Origin of the sequence: Pseudomonas sp. CF161 (genome assembly GCF_000416215.1) — a bacterium.
GTDB lineage: Bacteria > Pseudomonadota > Gammaproteobacteria > Pseudomonadales > Pseudomonadaceae > Aquipseudomonas.
Genome location: NZ_ATLP01000125.1, coordinates 124,743 through 149,142, shown reverse-complemented (window position 1 = coordinate 149,142; position 24,400 = coordinate 124,743). Strand labels below are relative to the sequence as shown.

General features: G+C 61.9%; 19 protein-coding genes. 9 read left to right on the top strand and 10 right to left on the bottom strand.

Going from position 1 to position 24,400, the window contains the following annotated elements; translation table 11 throughout:
* Positions 1–45: 45 nt before the first annotated feature.
* Complete coding sequence (gene rlmKL, locus CF161_RS29855) at positions 46–2,316, bottom strand: bifunctional 23S rRNA (guanine(2069)-N(7))-methyltransferase RlmK/23S rRNA (guanine(2445)-N(2))-methyltransferase RlmL (protein WP_020300365.1); 2,271 nt, start codon at positions 2,314–2,316, stop codon at positions 46–48.
* Between the two features lie 545 nt (positions 2,317–2,861).
* Here rlmKL and rmf point away from each other — a divergent pair.
* Positions 2,862–3,077, top strand: coding sequence for a ribosome modulation factor (rmf, locus tag CF161_RS32615; RefSeq protein ID WP_020300364.1), 216 nt, complete (start codon positions 2,862–2,864; stop codon positions 3,075–3,077).
* A 190-nt stretch (positions 3,078–3,267) separates the two neighbouring features.
* On the opposite strand, the gene CF161_RS29850 is transcribed toward rmf, so the two are convergent.
* A complete protein-coding gene (locus CF161_RS29850) occupies positions 3,268–4,299 on the bottom strand; it encodes a quinone-dependent dihydroorotate dehydrogenase (RefSeq protein ID WP_020300363.1) in 1,032 nt (343 codons plus the stop codon).
* Between the two features lie 243 nt (positions 4,300–4,542).
* Between CF161_RS29850 and CF161_RS29845 the strand changes: the two genes are divergently transcribed.
* The 8 genes from CF161_RS29845 to cobA all read left to right on the top strand — a co-directional run bounded on the left by CF161_RS29845 (position 4,543) and on the right by cobA (position 16,023).
* A complete protein-coding gene (locus CF161_RS29845) occupies positions 4,543–5,754 on the top strand; it encodes a CmpA/NrtA family ABC transporter substrate-binding protein (protein ID WP_020300362.1) in 1,212 nt (403 codons plus the stop codon).
* Positions 5,755–5,769: 15 nt separating this feature from the next.
* Positions 5,770–6,345, top strand: a complete 576-nt coding sequence (locus tag CF161_RS29840) for an ANTAR domain-containing response regulator (protein ID WP_020300361.1) — start codon at positions 5,770–5,772, stop codon at positions 6,343–6,345.
* Between the two features lie 236 nt (positions 6,346–6,581).
* Positions 6,582–7,793, top strand: a complete 1,212-nt coding sequence (locus CF161_RS29835; protein WP_020300360.1) for a NarK/NasA family nitrate transporter — start codon at positions 6,582–6,584, stop codon at positions 7,791–7,793.
* 7 nt (positions 7,794–7,800) lie between these two features.
* Entirely contained in the window at positions 7,801–9,468 is a 1,668-nt protein-coding gene (locus CF161_RS29830; protein ID WP_020300359.1) for a bifunctional protein-serine/threonine kinase/phosphatase, read from the top strand.
* A 307-nt stretch (positions 9,469–9,775) separates the two neighbouring features.
* Positions 9,776–12,229, top strand: a complete 2,454-nt coding sequence (gene nirB / locus CF161_RS29825; protein WP_020300358.1) for a nitrite reductase large subunit NirB — start codon at positions 9,776–9,778, stop codon at positions 12,227–12,229.
* Positions 12,226–12,543: a nitrite reductase small subunit NirD gene (gene nirD / locus CF161_RS29820; protein ID WP_020300357.1), complete on the top strand. Its 318-nt coding sequence runs from the start codon at positions 12,226–12,228 to the stop codon at positions 12,541–12,543. The genes nirB and nirD overlap by 4 nt, the downstream gene beginning before the upstream one ends.
* Positions 12,543–15,260, top strand: coding sequence for a nitrate reductase (locus CF161_RS29815; RefSeq protein WP_020300356.1), 2,718 nt, complete (start codon positions 12,543–12,545; stop codon positions 15,258–15,260). The genes nirD and CF161_RS29815 overlap by 1 nt, the downstream gene beginning before the upstream one ends.
* A 10-nt stretch (positions 15,261–15,270) precedes the next feature.
* Positions 15,271–16,023, top strand: a complete 753-nt coding sequence (cobA, locus tag CF161_RS29810) for a uroporphyrinogen-III C-methyltransferase (protein ID WP_020300355.1) — start codon at positions 15,271–15,273, stop codon at positions 16,021–16,023.
* Positions 16,024–16,120: 97 nt separating this feature from the next.
* Here cobA and CF161_RS29805 read toward each other — a convergent pair whose 3' ends face one another.
* From CF161_RS29805 to ppsA, 8 genes are all read right to left on the bottom strand, one after another.
* The gene (locus CF161_RS29805; RefSeq protein ID WP_020300354.1) at positions 16,121–17,101 is read right to left on the bottom strand and encodes an OmpA family protein; all 981 of its coding nucleotides are present in this window, start codon (positions 17,099–17,101) and stop codon (positions 16,121–16,123) included.
* A gap of 107 nt (positions 17,102–17,208) precedes the next feature.
* Positions 17,209–17,799, bottom strand: a complete 591-nt coding sequence (gene sigX, locus CF161_RS29800; protein ID WP_102047916.1) for an RNA polymerase sigma factor SigX — start codon at positions 17,797–17,799, stop codon at positions 17,209–17,211.
* 87 nt (positions 17,800–17,886) lie between these two features.
* A complete protein-coding gene (locus tag CF161_RS29795) occupies positions 17,887–18,711 on the bottom strand; it encodes a mechanosensitive ion channel domain-containing protein (protein ID WP_016964357.1) in 825 nt (274 codons plus the stop codon).
* Between the two features lie 2 nt (positions 18,712–18,713).
* A complete protein-coding gene (locus CF161_RS29790; RefSeq protein ID WP_020300352.1) occupies positions 18,714–18,959 on the bottom strand; it encodes a hypothetical protein in 246 nt (81 codons plus the stop codon).
* Positions 18,960–19,023: 64 nt separating this feature from the next.
* Positions 19,024–20,019, bottom strand: coding sequence for a zinc transporter ZntB (locus CF161_RS29785; RefSeq protein WP_020300351.1), 996 nt, complete (start codon positions 20,017–20,019; stop codon positions 19,024–19,026).
* Between the two features lie 25 nt (positions 20,020–20,044).
* Entirely contained in the window at positions 20,045–20,536 is a 492-nt protein-coding gene (rraA, locus tag CF161_RS29780) for a ribonuclease E activity regulator RraA (protein ID WP_020300350.1), read from the bottom strand.
* Positions 20,537–20,799: 263 nt separating this feature from the next.
* Positions 20,800–21,789, bottom strand: a complete 990-nt coding sequence (locus CF161_RS29775; RefSeq protein ID WP_020300349.1) for an alpha/beta fold hydrolase — start codon at positions 21,787–21,789, stop codon at positions 20,800–20,802.
* A gap of 101 nt (positions 21,790–21,890) precedes the next feature.
* Complete coding sequence (gene ppsA / locus CF161_RS29770) at positions 21,891–24,266, bottom strand: phosphoenolpyruvate synthase (RefSeq protein ID WP_020300348.1); 2,376 nt, start codon at positions 24,264–24,266, stop codon at positions 21,891–21,893.
* Positions 24,267–24,400 lie beyond the last annotated feature (134 nt).

The window sequence follows — 24,400 nt, the reverse complement described above, 5'->3', positions numbered from 1 at the left end:
AGCCAAGAGCCTTGGATACCAAGGCTCCGTGCATCCAATTACCGATCAGCGCGCGGTGATTTTCCAGGCGCGGTGGATCTTGCCGTTGCGGGCGAAGTCCGGATCGATGGTCTTGGCGCTGATTTCCTCGACCGCATAGCGCGACTCAAGGTGTTCATCGAGCTGGAACTTGCGGAAGTTGTTGGAGAAATACAGCACGCCACCCGGTGCCAGGCGGGCCATGGCCAGGTCGAGCAACTGCACGTGATCGCGCTGTACGTCGAACACCCCTTCCATGCGCTTGGAGTTGGAGAAGGTCGGCGGATCAATGAAGATCAGGTCGAACTCATCGCGGCAGGCGTCCAGCCAGCTCATCACGTCGCCCTGCTCGAGGCGGTTCTTGTCGGAGAAACCGTTGAGCGAGAAGTTGCGACGCGCCCAGTCCAGGTACGTCTTGGACAGGTCGACGCTGGTGGTGCTGCGCGCGCCACCCTTGGCCGCGTGCACACTGGCGGTCGCGGTGTAGCAATACAGGTTGAGGAAGCGCTTGCCAGCGGCCTCTTTCTGGATCCGCATGCGCATCGGCCGGTGATCGAGGAACAACCCGGTGTCGAGGTAATCGGTCAGGTTGACCAGCAGCTTGACCCCGCCTTCGGTGACTTCAGTGAACTTGCCCTGGGTGCTCTGGCGCTCGTACTGCTTGGTGCCGCTCTGGCGCTCGCGACGCTTGATCACCACCCGACTCTTGTCGACATTCAACGCTTGGGGGATTGCGGCCAGGGCGTCGAACAGACGGGCCTGGGCCTTTTCCGGGTCGATGGATTTCGGCGCGGCGTATTCCTGGACGTGGACCCAGTCGTGATACAGGTCGATGGCCAGGGAGTACTCCGGCATGTCCGCATCGTAGACCCGGTAGCACTCGATGCCCTCACGTTTGGCCCATTTGCCCAGCAGCTTGAGGTTCTTTTGCAGGCGATTGGCGAACATCTGCCCACCCTCGCTCAAACGTGCCTGCTCGACCACTGGGGCCGGGGCCGGTACAGGCTTGATCGGATTGCCATTCTTGTTGTACTGGCGTTCTTGCGGCTCGAGCGGGGCCTTGTCGGCCTCGGCCTGCTCGCGTTCCGCCAGGCGCTGCTCCGGGGTGCGGCGCTCGCCGGTGACGAACTGGTCCGGCAGGACCTTGATCAGCAGCAGCTTGCACGGCAAAGCGCCGTTCCAGAACGAGTACTGTTTGTGGCTGCGAATGCCCATGCGCTTGCCCAGGTCCGGGGCGCCGGTGAACACCGCCGCTTCCCAGTTCAGGCAGGCCTGGCGCAGGCGTTCGCCGAGGTTCTGGTAGAGGTACAACAGGCTGGCTTCGTCACCCAGGCGCTCGCCGTAGGGAGGGTTGCAGATCACCAGGCCTTTCTGATTCTGGTCCGGGCGCGGCTCGAAGGTGGCCACCTCGCCCTGGTAGATTTTGATCCACTCGCTCAAGCCGGCGCGCTCGACGTTATTGCGTCCGGGCTGGATCAGCCGTGGGTCGGCCTCGTATCCGCGGATCCACAACGGCGGCTTGGCCAGGCCGGCCTGGGCCCGAGCCTGGGCTTCGTCATGCAGCTTGCGCCACAGCGCCGGGACGTGGCCCAGCCAGGCAGTGAAACCCCACAGCTCGCGCTTGAGGTTGGGGGCGATGTCGGCAGCGATCATCGCCGCCTCCACCAGGAAGGTCCCCACGCCGCACATCGGGTCAGCCAGCGCCCCGCCATCGGCGGCAATGCGTGGCCAGCCGGCACGGATCAGGATCGCGGCGGCCAGGTTTTCCTTCAGCGGCGCGGCGCCTTGCTGCAGGCGATAACCGCGCTGGTGCAGGCTGTGGCCGGACAGGTCGAGGGAGAGGATGGCTTCGCCACGGTCCAGGCGCAGGTGAATGCGCAGGTCCGGGTTCAGCTTGTCGATCGAAGGGCGCTCGCCGGTCGGGGTGCGCAGTTTGTCGACGATGGCGTCCTTGACCTTCAGGGCGCCGAAGTGAGTGTTGTCGATGCCCGAACCGTGGCCACTGAACTCCACCGCCAGGGTGCCGTCAGCCAGCATGTGGTCTTGCCAGTCGATGTCCAGCACACCGTGGTAGAGGTCTTCGGCGTCCTTCATCGGGAAGCGCTTGAGCACCAGCAGCACCCGGTTGGCCAGACGCGACCAGAGACACAGCCGATAAGCGGTCTCCATGTCGGCCATGCCGCGCACGGCAGAGGTGTGCTCGCGCGCTTCCTCAAGGCCAAGCCCGACGGCTTCCTCGATCAGCAGGCCTTCGAGGCCTTTAGGGCAAGTGAGGAAGAGTTCGTAACGATCCGACATGGGAGTTCCAGGGCCTTTGGCATAAGTGAACGGACAACGCATTGTCCGCCCGGTTTTCAATCAAGCGCTTTTCTTGAAGAGCGCTCGCGTGGCACGAAAGTGTGCCGTCCCACCCCTGCCAACCCGCTCACCACAAGGGTAGAAAGAGCTTAGATGGCAGAGGCAGATAAAAAGTCGAGCAACAAAATGTCATAAGTCGACCCTTCGTCGAATAATACCTGACTGCAACAGGTCGACATTCTTACTAAAGCATTAACACCGTCATCTAACCAAAGGCTGATCACAGCAGGCTTTGCCCAATAAAAACGGTTCGCATCCAGCCGTTCTTATGGCCTTACCCTCATTATCGTTACGTCCTTATGACAAAACGATCATTCCCACCGTGTGACCTATTGGTTAGAACTCAACACAGGTTGACGCCGCAATGACGTCAACAATCAAGCTCGCCACGCCGGCAGCGAGCACCAACGGCAGAGGCATTCTGCCCGACCTCAGGTAGAGGTCGATAGGACATAAGTACAGTCAACAAGTGAGGGAAACACCCTATGAGAAGACTTAAGCGTGATCCGTTGGAAAAAGCATTTGTACGCGGATATCACTATGGCGTTAACGGCAAATCCCGTGAGCTTTGCCCATTTACTCTACCGTCGGTACGCCAAGCCTGGATTAACGGCTGGCGCGAAGGACGCGGCGACAATTGGGACGGTATGACAGGCACTGCGGGCATCCACAGACTCAACGAACTTCACGCTGTCGGCTAAATAAGGGCACCATTCCGACACTAAAACTTGAATAGCTTGTGACTTAACCACGCACGTCCCATCCGGACGGCGGGCTTCGGCCCAGGGGCTCCTTGAAGGAGCCCTTTTTATTGGCCGCGATTCATGGCCAAAGACGGCTCCTCGCCACCAGGCCAAACAGGCCTGGGCGCCACTCTCTTAAGCCTGAGGGTTACGACTGCCGGGCAGCCAATGCCGCGATGGCGTCCACCGACTGGCGAATCAACGCCGGCCCCTTGTAGATGAACCCCGAATACAACTGCACCAGGCTGGCACCGGCAGCGATTTTTTCAGCCGCGTGCTGGCCTTCGGTAATACCACCCACCGCAATGATCGGCAGGCGCCCGGCCAATTCGGCCGCCAGCACCTTGACCGTGTGCGTGCTCTTGTCGCGCACCGGGGCACCGGACAGGCCGCCCGCCTCTTCACCGTGCTCCAGCCCTTCGACGCCTGCGCGACTCAGGGTGGTGTTGGTGGCAATCACCGCGTCCATGCCGGTTTCGATCAAGGCCTGGGCCACGTCCACGGTTTCTTCATCGGTCATATCTGGAGCGATCTTGATCGCCAATGGCACATGCTTGCCGTGACGCAGCGCCAATTCCTTCTGCCGCTCGCTCAAGGCGCCGAGCAATTGCTTGAGCGACTCGCCGAACTGCAGGCTGCGCAGGCCCGGGGTGTTGGGCGAGCTGACGTTGACCGTGACGTAACTGGCGTGGGCATACACCTTGTCGAGGCAGATCAGGTAGTCATCCACCGCGCGCTCGACCGGGGTGTCGAAGTTCTTGCCGATGTTGATCCCCAATACACCCTGGTATTTGGCTGCGGCCACCCGCGCCAGCAAGTGATCGACGCCCAGGTTGTTGAAGCCCATGCGGTTGATGATCGCTTCAGCTTGCGGCAGGCGGAAGATCCGTGGCTTGGGGTTGCCGGGCTGCGGCCGGGGGGTGATGGTGCCGATCTCGACAAAACCGAACCCCAGTTGGGCAAAACCATCGATGGCCGCGCCGTTCTTGTCCAGACCGGCAGCCAGGCCGACCGGGTTCGGAAAGTCCAGGCCCATGACCCGCACCGGCATCTGCGCCGGCGCCTTGCACAACAGCCCATTGAGGCCCAAACGCCCACCCGCGCCGATCAGGTCCAGGGACAGATCATGGGAGGTTTCCGGGGAGAGTTTGAACAACAGCTGGCGGGCCAGGGTATACATGGGCGGGCTTGACTCGGTGGCGGCGAATAAGGCGGCGATTATAGCCGGGCCCGAGGCCTGCACGCGAGGCGCACAGTGAAATCATCGGTGAATGGCATATGCCTTGCACCAAGGTGTACATCAGTACTTCTGCCAACGGCGGCAGGGGTGCCCTCTATCGATACGGACAAAGGCGTCGTCACCCGTCCCGGCTCTGCCAGGCGCTCGGGTACGGCGCTTTTTCATTGCAAGGTGGTCAGGCTCATGAATGAACTCGCAATCGGCCCGCTGGCCTGGGTCAACGGCAGCGACGCCCCGGAAAAGAGCGCCATTGACCTGGGATTCATGGCACTGACCGACTGCGCCTCGGTGGTGGTGGCTGCAACCCAGGGCTTCGCCCAGCCCTATGGCTTGACCCTGAACCTCAAGCGCCAGGCTTCCTGGGCCAGCCTGCGGGACAAACTGGTCAGCGGCGAACTGGATGCCGCCCACAGCCTGTACGGCCTGATTTATGCCGTGCACCTGGGCATCGGCGGCGTGAATGCCAGCGACATGGCCGTGTTGATGGGGCTGAACCAGAACGGCCAGAGCATCAACCTGTCGCGAGAGCTGCAAGGGCTGCAGGTGACCAGTCCTGAAGCGCTTTACCAGCACGTGCACCAACGTCGTGCAAAGCTGACCTTTGCCCAGACCTTTCCCACCGGCACCCACGCCATGTGGCTGTACTACTGGCTCGCCAGCCAGGGCATCCACCCGTTGCAGGATGTCGACAGCGTGGTGGTACCGCCGCCGCAAATGGTGGCGCACCTGCACGCAGGGCGCATCGACGGCTTTTGCGTCGGCGAGCCCTGGAGCGCCAGCGCGGTGCGCCAGGACCAAGGTTTTACCCTGGCCACCACCCAGGCCATCTGGCCCGACCACCCGGAAAAAGTCCTGGGCTGCACCCGCGCCTTCGTCGAGCAATACCCCAACACCGCCCGGGCACTGGTGATGGCGATCCTCGAAGCCAGCCGCTTTATCGAACAAAGCCGTGAAAACCGTGAAAGTACCGCGCAGTTGCTCAGCGCCAGCGCCTACCTCGACGCCCCGCTCGACTGCATCCAGCCGCGGCTGCTGGGGGACTATGCCGACGGCCTCGGCAACCAGTGGCAAGACCCCCATGCCCTGCGCTTTCACAATGCCGGTGCGGTCAACCTGCCGTACCTGTCCGATGGCATGTGGTTCATGACCCAGTTCCGCCGCTGGGGCCTGCTGCGCGAAGACCCGGACTACCTCGGCGTCGCCCGCCAGGTGCAGCAGCTTGGGTTGTACCGCGAGGCGGCCACGGCGGTGGGCGTGGCGTCCTGGGGCCAGGACATGCGCAGCAGCCAACTGATCGACGGCAAAATCTGGGACGGCACGGACCCGGGCGGCTATGCACGCAGCTTCAAATTGCACGCCATGAGCGACAGCTCACCCCTTCTTGCCAGCCGCTGACAGGAGCCTTGGAGCATGTTGCGAATCCTGTTGATCAACGACACCGCCAAAAAAGTCGGCCGGCTCAAGGCGGCACTGATCGAAGCCGGCTTCGAAGTGATCGACGAATCCGGCTTGACCATCGACCTGCCGGCCAGGGTCGAAACGGTGCGTCCGGACGTGATCCTGATCGATACCGAGTCACCCAGCCGCGATGTACTGGAACAAGTGGTACTGGTCAGCCGCGATCAGCCGCGGCCGATCGTGATGTTCACCGACGAGCACGACCCGGGGGTGATGCGCCAGGCGATCAAGTCCGGTGTCAGCGCCTACATAGTCGAGGGCATCCAGACCCAACGCCTGCAACCGATCCTCGATGTGGCCATGGCGCGCTTTGAAAGCGACCAGGCGCTGCGTGCCCAGCTGCATGCGCGGGACCAGCAGTTGGCCGAGCGCAAGCGCATCGAATTAGCCAAGGGCTTGCTGATGAAAATGAAGCACTGCCAGGAGGAAGAGGCCTACACCCTGATGCGCCGCCAAGCCATGAGCCGTCAGCAGAAACTGATCCAGGTCGCCGAGCAGATTATCGCCATGAGCGAACTGCTCGGCTGAGCCCCGCCCCACGCCTCAGCCGGGTTGGCTCAGCTCTTGCTATGGAAACTCCACAGGTAACCAACGGCGGTTGCCCCACCTACGACAAAGACGTCGCACACCCTTCGCTCAGGCAGACAGGGTTGCGGCGTTTTTTCGTTTTGGCCCCACAGCCCGGGGCCGGTGGTGCGGCCGTGACGGTGCACCACCTGAAGGCTCATGACTCCTTTCGAGACTCTTTTCAGCTGAGGTGCGCGATGAATTCAAGCTTCTGGAAATCCGGCCATGCCCCGACCCTGTTCGCGGCCTTTCTCTATTTCGACCTGAGCTTCATGGTCTGGTACCTGCTCGGCCCCCTGGCAGTGCAGATAGCCGCCGACCTGCACTTGACCACCCAGCAGCGCGGCCTGATGGTCGCCACACCGATCCTGGCCGGAGCCCTGCTGCGCTTTGCCATGGGCCTGCTGGCTGATCGCCTGTCGCCAAAAACCGCCGGGCTGATCGGCCAGGTGATCGTGATCTGTGCCCTGTTCGGCGCCTGGAAACTGGGTATCCACAGTTATGAACAGGCCCTGCTGCTGGGGGTTTTTCTGGGCATGGCCGGGGCTTCGTTCGCCGTGGCGCTACCCCTGGCTTCGCAGTGGTATCCGCCGCAACACCAGGGCAAGGCCATGGGCATTGCCGGTGCCGGCAACTCGGGGACGGTGTTTGCGGCCCTGCTCGCGCCAGTGCTGGCGGCGGCTTTTGGCTGGAGCAATGTGTTCGGCTTCGCCTTGATCCCGCTGATCCTGACCCTGGTGATTTTCGCCTGGCTGGCCAAGAACGCCCCGGAGCGGCCCAAGGCCAAGTCCATGGCGGACTATTTCAAAGCCCTGGGCGACCGTGACAGCTGGTGGTTCATGTTTTTCTACAGCGTGACCTTTGGCGGCTTTATCGGCCTGGCCAGCGCCCTGCCCGGCTACTTCAACGACCAGTACGGCCTGAGTCCGGTCACCGCCGGCTATTACACCGCAGCCTGTGTCTTCGGCGGCAGCCTGATGCGCCCCCTGGGCGGTGCCCTGGCGGATCGCTTCGGCGGCATCCGGACCTTGCTCGGCATGTACGGCGTAGCGGTGCTGTGCATTGCCGCAGTCGGCTTCAACCTGCCCAGTTCCTACGCGGCGCTGGCGCTGTTTGTCTGCACCATGCTCGGCCTGGGTGCCGGCAACGGTGCGGTGTTCCAACTGGTGCCACAACGCTTTCGTCGCGAGATCGGCGTAATGACCGGGCTGATCGGCATGGCCGGCGGCATCGGCGGCTTTGCCCTGGCGGCGGGCATGGGCGCGATCAAGCAAAGCACCGGCAGCTATCAACTGGCACTGTGGCTGTTTGCCGGCCTGGGCATCCTGGCCTGGTTCGGCCTGCATGGGGTGAAACGTCGCTGGCGCACCACCTGGGGCTCCGCCGCCGTCACCGCGGCGCGGGTCTGAGCAGCCCATGAGCCTGCAACTGAGCCACGCCCAGGCCAGCGCCATCGGTCCTCGGCCTGAAAACCAGGATGCCCTGCGCCTGGTGACCCCGGCCCCGGCGCTGGCGGCCAGCAAAGGGCTGCTGTTCGCCATCGCCGACGGCGTCAGCCAATGCGCCGATGGAGGCCTGGCGGCGCGTTCGACCTTGCAGGCGCTGGCACTGGACTACTACGCCACCCCGCAAACCTGGCCCGTGGCCCAGGCGCTGGAGCGTCTGTTGCTGGCGCAGAATCGCTGGCTGCAAGCCAACGGGGGTGGCCAGCCGTTGCTGACCACCGTCAGCGCGCTGGTGCTGCGGGGTCGGCGATTCACCCTGGCCCACGTTGGCGACTGCCGGGTTTATCGCTGGCACGCCGGGCATCTGCAGCGCATCAGCGAGGACCACGTCTGGGAGCAACCCGGTATGCAGCATGTGCTCAAGCGCGCGCTGGGCCTGGATCAGCACCTGGTGGTGGACTTCCTCGACGATGAGCTGCGCCAGGGTGAATGTCTGCTCATGCTCAGCGACGGGGTGTGGGCGACCCTCGGCGACACGGCCATTGCCACGATTCTGCATGATCAGCCCGACCTCGACAGCGCCGTGCAGACCCTGGTCGCTGCCGCGCATCTGGCGGGCAGCCAGGACAATGCCAGCGCACTGCTGATACGGGTCGACACCCTGGGTGAACACTCGATCGGCGATGCCCTGATGCACCTGCAGCAATGGCCTCTACCGCCGCCACTCAAGCCCGGCCAGGCGTTCGAGGGCTGGCAGGTCGAAGCCGTGCTCGGGCAAAGCCAGCAGTCATTGCGCTATCGGGTACGCGATGCCCAGTTGCAGCCCTGGCTGTTGAAAACCCTGCCGCCCCAACTGGACAACGATCACCAGGCCGGACAAGCCCTGTTGGCCGAGGAATGGCTGCTGCGTCGGGTAGCCGGGCGCTATTTTCCCGAGGTCCACGCCAGCACCTCACGCCAGCACCTGTACTACGTCATGCGCGAATACCCGGGTAGCACCCTGGCCGAACTGCTCGCCAAAAACGGCCCGCTGCCCCTGGCGCAATGGCAGACCCTGGCCCAGCGCCTGCTGCGGGCGGTGGGCTTGCTGCACCGGCGACAGATCCTGCATCGCGACATCAAGCCCGAGAACCTGTTGCTCAGCGATGACGGCGAGTTGCGCCTGCTGGACTTCGGCCTGGCCTACTGCCCCGGCCTGTGCGAGGACCCGGCCAACCTGCTGCCGGGCACCCCCAGCTACATCGCCCCGGAGGCCTTCAGCGGTGCTGCGCCGAACGCGCAGCAGGACCTGTATGCCGTGGGCGTGACCTTGTACGTGCTGCTGACCGGGCACTACCCCCATGGCGAGATCGAAGCCTTCCAGCGCCCGCGCTTCGGCCTCCCGACCAGCGCCTGCCGCTATCGCCCGGACCTGCCGGACTGGTTGGCGCACAACCTGGAGCGCGGGGTAAATGCCGACCCCGGCCAACGCTTCGAGACCGCCGAGGAATGGCTACTGGCCCTGGAACAGGGTGAGCGCGGCAGCCTGAGCGCACGCCCGCGCCCTCTGCTCGAACGCGAGCCGCTGAAAGTCTGGCGCAGCGTGGCCCTGGCCGCCCTGCTGCTCAACCTGGTGCTGCTTTTTCTACTGCTGCACTGAAACCCCAAATCCTCCCGCAGCCGCGGCCGCGCTGAAAGAGGGCGCCGCGCCTTGATTCGGTGCAGGAATCGGCGCCAGCGCGCGGACCAACCCCGGTAAAACCAAGCCTGTGGCGACTTGGCACAAGCACTGCATTAGTTCTACGCAACAGACATACAGCCCCACCTTCAACGACGAAGGGCAGGCTTCCCGAGAGAACGGGACCGGACAAAGGCGTCCTCGCTAGGCAACTAGCGGGACGCCTTTTTTGTTGTGCGATTTTTGTCGAGCCAGGCCCCACCCACCGCCTGAGCTCCCGGAGAACCTGATGAAAAAACTCAAACTGGTGATGATCGGCAACGGCATGGCCGGGGTCCGTACCCTGGAAGAACTGCTCAAGCTGAGCAACGAGCTGTACGACATCACGGTCTTCGGCGCCGAGCCCCACACCAACTACAACCGCATCCTGCTCTCGCCGGTCCTGGCCGGCGAGCAGACGTTCGACGAGATCGTGCTCAACGACCTGGACTGGTACCTGGATAACCAGATCAAGTTGCTGCTCAACCGCAAGGTGGTGCAGATCGACCGGGCCAGGCGCCGCGTGATAGCCGAGGATGGCACCGAGGCCGAGTACGATCGCCTGCTGATCGCGACCGGCTCGACGCCGTTTATCCTACCCATCCCCGGCAACAGCCTGCAGGGGGTCATCGGTTACCGCGACATCGCCGATACGCAAACGATGATCGACACCGCCAAGACCCACAAACACGCGGTGGTGATCGGCGGCGGCCTGCTCGGCCTGGAAGCGGCCAACGGCCTGATGCTGCGTGGCATGCACGTCACCGTGGTGCACATCGGCGAATGGTTGCTGGAGCGGCAACTGGACCAGACCAGTGGCCAACTGCTGCAAACCGCCCTCGAAGCCCGCGGCCTGCACTTTCGCCTGAGCGAGCAAACCCAGGCCCTGCATGATGCCGGCAATGGCCGGGTGGGTTCGGTGCAGTTCAAGAACGGCGACATCATCCCCGCCGACCTGGTGGTGATGGCCGCCGGTATCCGCCCCAACACCGAGCTGGCGGAACAAGCCGGGATCCCGTGCCATCGCGGGATCCTGGTCAACGACACCCTGCAGACCTACGACCCGCGTATCTACGCCATCGGCGAATGCGCCAGCCATCGCGGCATCGCCTACGGCCTGGTGGCGCCGCTGTTCGAACAGGCCAAGGTCTGCGCCAACCATCTGGCACAACTGGGCTTCGCGCGCTACCAGGGCTCGGTGACCTCCACCAAATTGAAAGTCACTGGCATCGACCTGTTTTCCGCCGGCGACTTCATGGGCGCAGAAGGGACCGAGACCATCACGCTCTCCGACCCCATCGGCGGCGTGTACAAAAAGCTGGTGATCAAGGATGACGTGCTGGTCGGCGCCTGCCTGTATGGAGACACCGCGGACGGCGGCTGGTACTTCCGGCAAATCCGCGAGAACCATGGGATTGGCGAGATCCGCGACCACCTGATGTTCGGCGAAAACGCGCTGGGCGATGTCGGCCATCAAGGTCAGGACAAAGCCATGGGCATGGCCGACAACGCCGAAGTCTGCGGCTGCAACGGCGTGTGCAAGGGCACCATCGTCAAGGCGATCCAGGAGCACGGGCTGTTCAGCGTCGACGAGGTCAAGAAACACACCAAGGCCGCCAGCTCCTGCGGTTCCTGCGCCGGCCTGGTGGAGCAGATCCTGATCAACACCGTCGGCGGCGCAGCGGACGTCAAGCCGAAAAGCGAAAAAGCCATCTGCGGCTGCAGCGACCTCAACCACGGGCAGATCCGCCAGGCCATCCGCGAACAGCACCTGCTGACCATCGCCGAGACCATGGGCTACCTCAACTGGCGTACGCCCAATGGCTGCGCCACCTGCCGCCCGGCGCTGAACTACTACCTGATTTCCACCTGGCCGGGTGAGGCCAGGGACGATCCACAGTCGCGCCTGATCAACGAACGGGCCCACGCCAATATCCAGAAAGACGGCACCTATTCGGTGGTGCCTCGAATGTGGGGGGGCGTGACCAACCCGTCTGAGCTGCGGCGCATTGCCGATGTCGCGGACAAGTACCAGGTGCCCATGGTGAAAGTCACCGGCGGCCAGCGCATCGACCTCCTGGGGATCAAGAAGCAGGACCTCCCTGGCGTGTGGAAAGACCTCGACATGCCCTCGGGCCACGCCTATGGCAAGTCCATCCGCACCGTGAAAACCTGCGTCGGCAGCGAGTTTTGCCGCTTCGGCACGCAAAACTCGACCCAACTGGGGATCGAGCTGGAACACGACCTGTTCAATATGTGGTCCCCGCACAAGGTCAAGCTCGCCGTCTCAGGCTGCCCGCGCAACTGCTCGGAGGCCGGGATCAAGGACGTGGGGATTATCGGCGTCGACTCCGGCTGGGAGCTGTACATCGGCGGCAACGGCGGGATCAAGACCGAGGTCGCGCAGTTCTTGATCAAGCTCAAGACCGCCGAGGAAGTCCGCGAGTACAACGGTGCCTTCCTGCAGCTGTACCGCGAAGAAGCCTTCTACCTGGAGCGCACCGTGCACTACCTGCAACGGGTCGGCATGGACCACATCAAACGCGCGGTGGTGGAAGACCCGCAGCGGCGCAAGGCCCTCAACGAACGCCTGCAATTCTCCCTGTCGTTCGAGCAGGACCCGTGGAAAGAGCGCCTGCAGCAGCCGTTGCTGAAGAAAGAATTCGACCTGATCCCCCTGAACAACCTGGAGGTGCCGGCATGAACTGGCAGGATATCTGCGCCCTGGAAGACATCAACGCCCTCGGCTCGCGCATCGTCGACGGGCCCAAGGGCGCCATCGCCGTTTTTCGCACCAGTGACGACCAGGTCTTTGCCCTCGATGACCGCTGCCCGCACAAGGGCGGCCCATTGTCCCAGGGGCTGATCTACGGCAAGAAAGTCGCCTGCCCGTTGCATAACTGGCAGATCGACCTCGAATCCGGCCAAGCCCAGGCCCCCGATACAGGCTGTGCACACCAGCATGCTGCCCGGGTGGAAAATGGCCGGGTCCTGCTGGCGCTGCGGGATGCAGGCTGATGAGCCGCCAGACGACCGCTTCGACCTGTTGTTACTGCGGGGTCGGCTGCGGCGTGCTGATCGAGCATGACGGCCAGCAGATCCTGGGCGTCAGCGGCGACCCGACGCACCCGGCCAACTTCGGCAAACTGTGCAGCAAGGGCGCCAGCCTGCACCTGACCGGCGACCTCGCGGCACGTGCGCTGTACCCGCAATTGCGCCTGGGCAAACGCCTGCCCCGCAGCCGCACCGACTGGGACAGCGCGTTGCAGCATGCGGCCAACGTGTTTGCCGCCACCATCGCCGAACACGGCCCGGACAGCGTGGCGTTCTACCTGTCCGGGCAATTGCTGACCGAGGACTACTACGTCTTCAACAAGCTGGCCCGAGCGCTGGTCGGCACCAACAATATCGACAGCAACTCAAGGCTGTGCATGTCGTCGGCAGTGGTCGGCTACAAACGCAGCCTGGGCGCCGACGCCCCACCCTGCAGCTACGAAGACCTGGAACAGAGCGACTGCGTGATGATAGTCGGCAGCAACATGGCCTACGCCCACCCAGTACTTTTTCGCCGCCTGGAAGACGCCAAGCGCCTGCGACCAGAGATGAAAGTCATCGTCATCGACCCGCGTCGTACCGATACCTGCGACCTCGCCGACCTGCACCTGGCCATCCTGCCGGGCACCGATGTCGCATTGTTCCATGGCATCTTGCACCTGCTGCTGTGGGAAGGCTGGGTGGACCGCGCCTTTATCGAGGCCCACACCGAAGGCCTGGCGCCGTTGAAAACCCTGGTGCGCGACTACACCCCGCACATGGTGGCCCAGCTCTGCGGGATCAGTATCGAGCAGCTACAGGCGTGCGCACAGTGGATCGGGACTGCGCCGAGCTTCCTTTCCCTGTGGTGCATGGGGCTGAACCAGTCCACCTCGGGCAGCGCGAAAAACAGTGCACTGATCAATCTGCACCTGGCCACCGGACAGATCGGCCGGCCCGGTGCCGGACCCTTCTCGCTGACCGGTCAGCCGAACGCCATGGGCGGTCGCGAAACCGGCAGCCTGTCCAACCTGCTACCCGGGCACCGCGAAGCGGACAACCCCGAGCATCGCGCGCAAGTCGCCCAATACTGGGGGGTCGAGCAGTTGCCCGAGCGCACCGGGCTTACCGCCATCGAGCTGTTCGAACAGGTGAAAAGCGGCCGCATCAAGGCACTGTGGATCGCCTGTACCAACCCGGCGCAATCACTGCCCGACCAGCAATCAGTTCGTGCAGCCCTCGAGGCCTGCCCATTCGTGGTGTTGCAGGAAGCGTTTCGCACCACCGAAACCGTGCCGTTCGCCGACCTGCTGCTGCCCGCCGCCAGCTGGGGTGAAAAAGACGGCACGGTGACCAACTCCGAACGCCGCATTTCCCACGTCCGCCGGGCGATCACGGCGCCGGGCGAAGCACGCCCGGATTGGGCCATCACCGTGGACTTCGCCCAGCGCCTGGAACAGCAACTGCGCCCCGGAAAGCCAAGCTTGTTCACCTTCACCGAGCCGGCCCAGGTATTCGACGAATACAAACAACTGACCCGCGGCCGCGACTTGGATCTATGCGGAATCAGCCATGCCCTGCTCGACCGCCTCGGGCCGCAGCAATGGCCGTTTCCATCGGGTGTCGAACACGGCACCGCGCGCCTTTATGGCGATGGCGTGTTCCCGACTGCCAATGGCCACGCCCAGTTTGTCTGCGACCCCTACCAGGCGGCAAAGGAACAACGTGATGCGCGGTTCCCGCTGACCCTGATTACCGGTCGCCTGCGCGACCAGTGGCACGGCATGAGCCGCACCGGCACCGCCGCGCAGCTTTTCGGCCATGTCAGCGAAGCGGTACTGAGCCTGCACCCGGACGAGCTGCGGCGACATCGTCTGCAAAATGGCGACCTGGTCAGCCTCAAAAGCCGCCGCGGCAGCGTGATCGTCGCCGTGGACAGCGACGAAGGCGTACGCCCAGGCCAGGCTTTTTTGCCCATGCACTGGGGCGATCGCTTCCTCAAGGGCGGCATCAATGCCGTCACCCAACCGGCGTTTGACCCATTGTCCAAGCAGCCGGAACTCAAGCACAGCGGTGTGCGCCTGGAGCCGGTGCACCTGCCATGGCATCTGTTCGCCCTGATCGAGGGCAATGTGCAGCAACATTTCGAGGCGCTGCGGCCACTGTGCGACAGCTTTGCCTACCTGAGCCTGAGCCTCACCGGCCGTGAACGGCCTGCCCTGTTGATTCGCGGGGCGCACGCCCAGGCACCGGACCCGTTACTGCTCAAGGACATCGATCATCTGCTGGGCCTCAGCCACGGCCCGGTCCTGGCCTACGACGATCCGCGACGCGCCATCGGCAAACGGGTTCGAATCGAACAAGGGCGAATCATCGCCATCCGCCTGGCCGGCGAAACGCTGGCCCAGCACTGGTTGCACAACCTGTGGTTGGAAGGCCGCGCCGATGAACAACTGCGCCGCTGGCTGTTGGCGCCCATGAGCACCCCACCTGGGGCCGCCGGCCTGTCCTCGCCCAGCAACAAGACCTTGTGCAACTGCAAGAACGTCAGCCTCAACGCGGTTTGTGCCGGTATTGAACGTGGCCTGGACCTCGACGGCCTGAAACAGCAACTGGGTTGCGGCACCCAATGCGGGTCTTGCATCCCGGAAATCAAACGTCTGCTGGCCACCTCGGCGCAGCCAATGGCCATCACCTTGTGAGGAAAAAAACATGAGCGCAAAAGTCTGGCTGGTAGGCGCCGGCCCCGGCGACCCCGAACTGTTGACCCTCAAGGCCGTCCGCGCCCTGGGCGAAGCCGAGGTGGTGCTGATCGACGACCTGGTCAACCACGCGCTACTGGAGCACTGCCCCCGAGCCCGGGTGGTCCATGTCGGCAAACGCGGTGGCTGTCGCTCCACCCCCCAGGACTTCATTCACCGCCTGATGCTGCGCTACAGCCGCCAGGGCAAATGCGTGGTGCGCCTCAAGGGTGGCGACCCGTGCATTTTCGGACGCGGCGGCGAAGAGGCGCAGTGGCTGAGGGCTCGCGGCGTGGCAGTGGAATTGGTCAATGGCATCACCGCCGGCCTTGCCGGAGCGACGCGCTGCGATATCCCTCTGACCCTGCGCGGGGTCGCCCGTGGCGTCACCCTGGTGACGGCCCATACCCAGGATGACAGCAGCCTGAATTGGCAAGCCCTGGCGCAAAGTGGCACAACGCTGGTGATCTACATGGGGGTGGCGAAACTCGCGGACATTCGTGAGCAACTGCTCAAAGGGGGGCTTGCTGCAAAGACCCCGGTGGCAATGATTGAAAACGCCTCGCTGCCAGAACAGCGGGAATGCCGCTGCACCCTGGAGGCAATGCACGACGCGGCACTGCATTTCCAGCTGCAGAGCCCGGCAATTCTGGTGATCGGCAAGGTTGCAGCCGCTGCAAACATCGAGGACGCGCCCGAAAACCTACTTGTCCAGCTTGCGTAGCGCCTGGCGAAGGGCTGGTGGTCCAAGGGACCGGGGCTTAAATCCCAGGCAAAGAAAAACCCGGCCTAGGCCGGGTTTTTCTGAGCTACAGAGCTAATTACTTAGCTTGTGCTTCTACCGACGCTTCTACGCGACGGTTAACAGCGCGGCCAGCTTCAGTTGCGTTGTCAGCAACTGGGCGGGACTCACCGTAACCAACGGATTGAACGCGGTTCGACTCAACACCGTACTGGTTGGTCAGAACTTGCTTAACGGCGTTTGCACGACGCTCAGACAGTTTCTGGTTGTAAGCGTCAGGACCGACGGAGTCAGTGTGACCTTCAACAACGGTGGTGGTTTGTGGGTACTGCTTCATGAAGTCAGCGAGGTTTTTGATGTCGCCGTAGCTGTTGGTTTTAACCACAGCCTTGTCGAAGTCAAATTTCACGTCCAGCTCAACACGAACAACTTCAGCAACCGGAGCTTCTGGCTCTGGCTCAGCTACTGGAGCTGGTGCTGGAGCAGGTGCTGGAGCAACTTTGCCGCCGCTGCCACCGAAGTTCACGCCCAGACCAACGGTAGGAGCGTAGTCCCACTTGCCGTTGTCCAGTTTGTAGTCGGCTTCAACGCCGGCACGTGCAAACAGGTTGTCGGTGAAGTAGTACTTAACACCAGCGCCTGCAGTCAGGAAAGTCGACTGGTCGCGACCGTTGTGGCCATCGGCCTCAACGTTGGTCATGCTCTTGTGAGCAACACCGCCGGAAACGTATGGACGCAGAGCGTCACCCACGGTACCAAAGTGGTACTGAGCGTTCAGGCCGAAGTTGTCGCCCTTGATTTTCTGGTTACCAGTGCCGTCGTTAGAACGGGTGTGGTTGGTCTTGTCGTAGGTAGCGTTCAACGACAGGTCGTCGGTCAGGAAGTAACCGATCGATGCGCCTGGGTTGAAGCCGTCTTCAACGTGATTAACGCTGTCGTTGTACTGTTTTTTGTAAAACAGTTCACCCTCGACCGCGCCTTGGCCTTGCGCCAGAACGCCGAACGAAGTCACGGCAACAATAGAACCAATGGCAATGCCCAAGGTGTTTTTCAGTTTCATCCGTTAAATCCCCATCTGGTGATTGTAAAGCAGTCCCACATACCGGGGGACAACTCGGCGGTAAGTCTATCAGAACTCACCTAGACGTAAGAGATATTTGCGCCGAACTAAGTTTCAGCAATGCCTGCAAATTTCTCACGCAATTTATCAAGAGCACGTTTGTACCGCATTTTTGTAGCACTCAAACCCATATGCATGATATCCGCGATCTCCTGAAACTCCAGTTCTGCGACAAATCGTAGCACCAGAATTTCTCGGTCAATCGGATTCACATGCACCAACCAGCGGTCAAGTCCGGCCTTTTCCTCAGGTTTCGGCGCCTTCTCTTCAGACGCTTCCTCGAGGGGGTCAAGACTCAAAGCGTCCATCAAACGACGCTTTCTCCGCTCCTTTCGATACTGTGTGATGCACTCGTTGTACGTAATGCTATAAAGCCATGTCTTGAACTTTGATTTGCCCTCGAAGTTCTTCAGGCCATACAGCACCTTCAGCATCACCTCCTGACAGACATCGTCCGCGTCGCGATCGTTCCCTAAATAACGTGCACAGACATTAAATAAGGTTCGCTGGTAGCGCCGCATCAACTCTTCATAGGCGCGCGTTACGTGAAACAGCTCCGCATGCGAACGCGCAACCAACTCCTCATCGGAGAGCTCGCGGGGATCGTAGCGCATGGATAACGATTGGGCTTTATTCAAAACGAGTCGGGCCGACAGTCAGGTCAATGTCCGCCGCATCCCGGACAGGGCATTTTGCGGCGGCATACATTAGCAGGGTTTGCCGGGTTAGCGGCTACTTACGTGCTGCTCCAACAGGATCCGATTGGAAAGAGAGACTAGCTCACCCTCCTCGGTCAGCAGTGTCGTTTTAACCGTGCCGATCTCTTCGATCTGACCTTCGACCTCGCCCACGCGTACTTGTTGCCCAACCTGATACAGCTCACGCACATAGATTCCCGCAAGAATCTGACCGGCAATTTCCCGGCTTCCCAACCCCATGGCCAAGGCAACTGCCAGACCAACGGTAATCAACACAATCACGATCACATGGTTGAGCAGGTCGGTTTTGACCTCCAACTGGCTGATCGCGACCGAAATACTGATGATAATCACCAGGCCCTGAGCAATCCGCCCCAGGCCACTGGCGTAATCCAGACCCACGCCTTCTGCAGCGCCGCGCACCAGGCCGTTGGCCAGTTGCGCCAGCAAAACCCCCACCAGCAGTACCAGCGCAGCACCAAAGACCTTGGGCAAATACAGCGCCAGCATGTCGAGCGTAGCTGAAACTCGCTCAAGGCCAAGGGATTCGGCAGCAGAAACCAGGAATATCAACAACACGAACCAATACACGATCTTGCCGATCAAGGTCGAGATCGGCACCTGCAACCCGGCGCGGGACAGCAGCTTGGTCAAGCCGGTGCCGCCCATCAGGCGATCCAGGCCCAGCTTGGCCAGTAATTTGGAGAGCAGCGTGTCCAGCAACTTGGCCACGACAAAACCCAGCAACAGCACCACCAGGGCGCCGAACAGGTTAGGAATGAAATTCGCTACCTTGGTCCACAACGCAGTCATCGCGGTGACGAGGCTCTGAGTCCAGAGATCAAGTTCCATATTCAATCAGCCTTATCAGCAGTGCGAGCAGTAGGTTTACGACGGGACACCGGCGCGACGTGGGCCGATCCGTTATTCAAGGCGATCATCAACGCTGGCAGCCAACGGCCCAGCAGGCTGAACAGATCACCGGCACCGACCTGGCGGTTGGCGGTTTTCAGTACGCGGCCCAGGCAAGCGTCGTCGTCACGGCTGGACGGCGTTGCTTTCAGCATGTCACGCAAAGACTGTTCAAACGGATCGTGCATACGCACCTCTCGTGATGTCTGTGAAAGACGCGATCAAATTTCTTCGGGTCACATGGTTCATCCGTCAGACCCAGCGCAAACGTCGGAATAACCACCACTGCCCCAGCGCCACGCTGGCCAGCAGCAGGCACGCCACAAGGAAGCCGTAGGGGCTGGCGGAAAGCGGAATGCCGCCGACGTTGATGCCCAGCAAACCGGTGAGAAAACTCATCGGCAGGAAAATCCCGGTGATGATCCCGAAGCGGTACATGGTGCGATTCATTCGCACGCTCAAGCGCCGGTCTTCGGCCTCCAGCACAAGCCCCACGCGCTCCCGGGTCAATTCCAGCTCTTCCAGGTAACGGGTCAGACTGTTGTTCAATTCGTTCCAGTAGTCGCCGTCATCGTTGGCAAACCAGGGCAGTTTGATGCGGCTGAGCTGGCCAAAAATATCCCGCTGCGGCGCGAGAAAACGCTTGAGCCCGGCCGCTCGCCGACGTATCTGCAAAATGCTGCCATGTTCCGGCGTATACCGTTCGTCGGCGTCCAGTTTTTCTTCTTCGCCATCGACCACTTCGGAGAGATCGCTGACCAGATCCTGAACCTTGTGGGTCAGGTATTGCGCCATATAAAGGATGAGTTCCGAGGCGGTTTTCGGGCCCTTGCCATCGGCCAGTTGCACCAGCAACTCGTCAGTGGCGCGCAGCGGACGCAAACGCAGGGAAATCACCCGCTGGGCCGAGGCAAAGATACGCACCGAGACCATGTCTTCCGGCTCGGCCCCGGGATTGAGGTTGATACCGCGCAAAAACAGCAGCAGTTCGGAGTCCGGCAATGCCAGCAGGCGCGGCCGGGTGTTCTCCTCGAGCAGCAGGTCACAGCTGAACTCGCTCAGGCCGCTGGAGCGGCGCAGCCAGGTCTGAGTCTGTGGATGACTGCGATCCCAATGCAGCCAAAGGCTTTCATGGGGCTGCAGTTGCAACTCGTCGAGCTCAGTCCGGGCAATCGAACGCGCACCGCCTTTACCATCCAGAATCAGGGCATGTACCAGGCCCCACTGCGCGTTTTCTTCCTCGAACATCCTCATCCCTTGCTAGGTCGACTGTTTATTCAGGCATTTTCAGCGGGCTGGGCGAAACGATCACGCCATTGTTGTCGGCATAGACATATTCACCCGGACGGAATGTCACGCCGGCAAAGGTCACGGCCACGTTGAGATCGCCGATGCCGCGCTTGTCGGTCTTCATCGGATGGCTGGCCAGGGCCTGGACGCCGAGGTCGGTTTGCGCAATGACGTCGACATCGCGAATGCAGCCGTAGATCACCAGGCCTTCCCAACCGTTTTTCGCCGCTTTCTCGGCCAGCATGTCGCCCAGCAGGGCCCGGCGCAGCGAACCGCCGCCGTCGACCACCAGTACTTTGCCATCGCCCTTGAGATCGACCTGCTCTTTGACCAGCGAGTTGTCTTCGAAGCATTTGATGGTCACGATTTCGCCGCCGAAGGAATCTCGGCCACCAAAATTGCTGAACATCGGTTCAACCACCTGCACCAGGTCCGGATAGGCGTCGCACAGGTCGGGAGTGAGGTAATGATTCATCGAGAAACTCCTGTAACAGAAAGACCACGATTGAAGATGCCGCAAACCCGGGCACTGTATTGATGAAACGAGCCCAGACCGCGCAGGTTTAATGCTGCGGTGGGAATCATGCGACATCAGACTCGGCCATCAGCGGCCGGCGCCCGAACAAGCAACACGAACACAATTCCCACTTCGTAACTGAATATGACCAAAAAAGCTCAATGCGTCATATCTTAGCCGCAACCCGGGCCGAGCGAAATGCTCTTGTCAGCGCCCCGCCATCAAACTACGGCGGCCAGATCAGGTGCCGGCGTCAGCAGCGGCGCCTGCTGATCGGTCAACCAGCGGGCAACCAACGGCCAGACTTCAGCCTGCGCCGCTTTGCTCACGAGCATTTCGACATGCCCGAAATTACCGCTGAAACCCTGCTCGCGCCCCAGGCAGACAAATTGTTTGTGCTCGGAGCCCAACTGCTCATAAAGCTTGCGACAGGCCCAGGTCGGGTCCTGATGATCGCCCGCGGCGCTGACGGCCAGCACCGGCATCTGGACCTCGGCCAGGCCGGCCCACCAATCCTTGTCCTTATCGCCGAAACGTCCGAACAGGCCGTACCAGCGCATGCTTTCCAACGCCAGGCCGATGGGTTCGTCTTCCGGACCACGCTTGAGCCGCGAACCCGAGAGTTGGGCAAAGCGCTTGAGAACAAAACGACCGCCCCACTCCACCGGTGGAATCTTCAATGGCCAGTACGTGCGGCTGACCTGGCTGCCGAAAAAGGCCGCCGAGGCCACCGCCGGCTCGCCCAGGTACTGTCCGCCCAAGGCCGCGGCCAGGGTGATCCCCCCCAGGGAATGGCCGATCCAGTGCGGGACCTGCCCACTCTGCTCGCGCACGAAGGCGCCAATGGCCGGCAGGTCGTAACGCGCATAGTCGGCGACACGATTCTTGCGATAGCCGGCGTTGCGCTGCGACAGGCCATGGCCACGCATCTCAGGGATCCACACATCAAAACCGGCACGGGCCAGGTATGCGCCCAGCCCCAGACCCTTGGGGGAAAACCAGAAGCGCCGATTGGAAAAACTGCCGTGAAGCAAGATCACCGGAACACCACGGGCCTCGGGCTCATCCGCCAGGCCCAAACGGGTAACGGCGATCTCCACCGTACTGTCCGGGCTGTTGCCCGGCTTCAGGCGGTACACGTCTTCACTCAGGTCGCCTCGACGTTCAGCACTGATCAAGGCGACGGGAAATAGGTTGCTGCTGCTTTGCATAATGCTCTTGCACAAAAAAGGGCGGCATCCAGATGGAGCCCGCCCTACTTGAATCTCAAAGGCCCGGCCGACACGTGGCCGGCCGGGCCTTCATTCACCGATCAGACCGCAGCCTGACCTTCAGCCAGGAAGAACCAGGTTTCCAGTACGGAGTCGGGGTTCAGCGAGACGCTCTCGATGCCCTGCTCCATCAGCCATTTGGCCAGGTCTGGGTGGTCCGAAGGGCCCTGGCCGCAGATGCCGATGTACTTGCCAGCCTTGTTGCAGGCGGCAATGGCGTTGGCCAGAAGCTTTTTAACCGCTGGATTACGCTCATCGAACAGGTGCGCGATGATCCCGGAGTCACGGTCCAGGCCCAGGGTCAGCTGGGTCAGGTCGTTGGAGCCGATGGAGAAACCGTCGAAGAACTCAAGGAACTCTTCCGCCAGGATCGCGTTGGACGGCAGCTCGCACATCATGATGATGCGCAGGCCGTTCTCGCCCCGCTTCAGGCCATTTTCAGCCAGCAGGTCGATCACTTGGCTGGCTTCGCCCAGGGTGCGGACAAACGGCACCATGATCTCGACGTTGGTCAGGCCCATCTCGTTGCGCACGCGCTTGAGGGCACGGCACTCGAGTTCGAAGCAGTCACGGAAGGATTCGCTGATGTAGCGCGAAGCACCACGGAAGCCCAGCATCGGGTTTTCTTCTTCCGGCTCGTACAGCTTGCCGCCGATCAGGTTGGCGTATTCGTTGGACTTGAAGTCCGACAGGCGCACGATGACCTTTTTCGGCGTGAACGCAGCGGCCAGGGTGCTGATGCCTTCTACCAGTTTCTCGACGTAGAAGCCGACCGGATCGTCATAGCCAGCAATACGTTTGTCGACGCTGTCCTTGATTTCCTGCGGCAGGCCGGCGTAGTTCAGCAGCGCCTTGGGGTGCACGCCGATCATGCGGTTGATGATGAATTCCAGGCGGGCCAGGCCGACACCGGCGTTGGGCAACTGGGCGAAGTCGAAGGCGCGATCCGGGTTGCCGACGTTCATCATGATTTTGAATGGCAGGTCAGGCATGGCGTCGACCGAGTTCTTCTTGACGTCGAAGCCCAGTTCGCCTTCAAAGATGTAGCCGGTGTCGCCTTCGGCGCAGGAAACGGTGACGCCCTGGCCTTCCTTCAGCAGTTGGGTGGCGTTGCCGCAACCCACGACCGCCGGGATCCCCAGCTCGCGAGCGATGATCGCCGCGTGGCAGGTACGGCCGCCACGGTTGGTGACGATGGCGCTGGCGCGCTTCATCACCGGCTCCCAGTCCGGGTCGGTCATGTCGGACACCAGGACGTCGCCGGGCTGGACTTTGTCCATCTCGGAAACGTCTTTGATGATCCGCACCTTGCCGGCGCCGATGCGCTGGCCGATAGCACGGCCTTCCACCAGCACGGTGCCGGTTTCCTTGAGCAGGTAACGCTCCATGACGTTGGCCTGGGTACGGCTTTTCACGGTTTCAGGACGGGCCTGAACGATGTACAGCTTGCCGTCGTCGCCATCTTTGGCCCATTCGATGTCCATCGGGCACTTGTAGTGCTTCTCGATGATCATCGCCTGCTTGGCCAGCTCGCTGACTTCTGCATCGCTGAGGCAGAAACGGGCGCGTTCGGCCTTGTCGACATCGACGGTTTTCACCGAACGGCCGGCCTTGGCTTCGTCGCCGTAGATCATCTTGATGGCCTTGCTGCCCAGGTTGCGGCGCAGGATGGCCGGGCGACCGGCTTCAAGGGTGTTTTTGTGGACGTAAAATTCGTCGGGGTTGACCGCACCCTGGACCACGGTTTCGCCCAGGCCGTAGGCGCCGGTGATAAACACCACGTCACGGAAGCCCGATTCGGTGTCGAGGGTGAACATCACACCGGCAGTGCCGGTTTCCGAACGCACCATGCGCTGCACGCCGGCAGACAGGGCGACCAGTTTGTGGTCAAAGCCCTGGTGCACGCGGTAGGAAATGGCGCGGTCGTTGAACAACGAGGCAAATACTTCCTTGGCGGCGCGAATCACGTTCTCGACGCCACGGATGTTGAGGAAGGTTTCCTGCTGGCCGGCGAAGGAGGCGTCCGGCAAGTCTTCGGCCGTCGCAGAGGAGCGTACGGCTACGGCAATATCGGGGTTGCCGGCCGACAGCGCGGCGAAGGCGGTGCGGATCTCGGCGTTAAGTTTCTCGGGGAATTCGGCTTCCATGATCCATTGACGGATCTGCGCGCCGGTCTTGGCCAGGGCGTTGACATCATCGACGTCCAGGGCATCGAGTGCCGCATGGATCTGGTCGTTGAGACCGCTGAGTTCAAGAAAATCACGGTAGGCCTGAGCCGTCGTGGCGAAGCCGCCAGGGACCGATACACCGGCGCCCGCGAGGTTGCTGATCATCTCGCCCAGGGATGCGTTCTTGCCCCCCACATGCTCTACATCATGGACGCCGAGCTTATCGAGGGAAACTACGTACTCTACCAAGGTGATCTCTCCACTAACTGTGTTGGAAAAGCTCAGAAGCCGGCTGCTCGAAGGAGCTATTGCCCGCTATATGGCCTGGACCTGGAAAATAAGTGAGAATGCGGGCCATTCCAGGCCGGCAAATCGCGCCTATC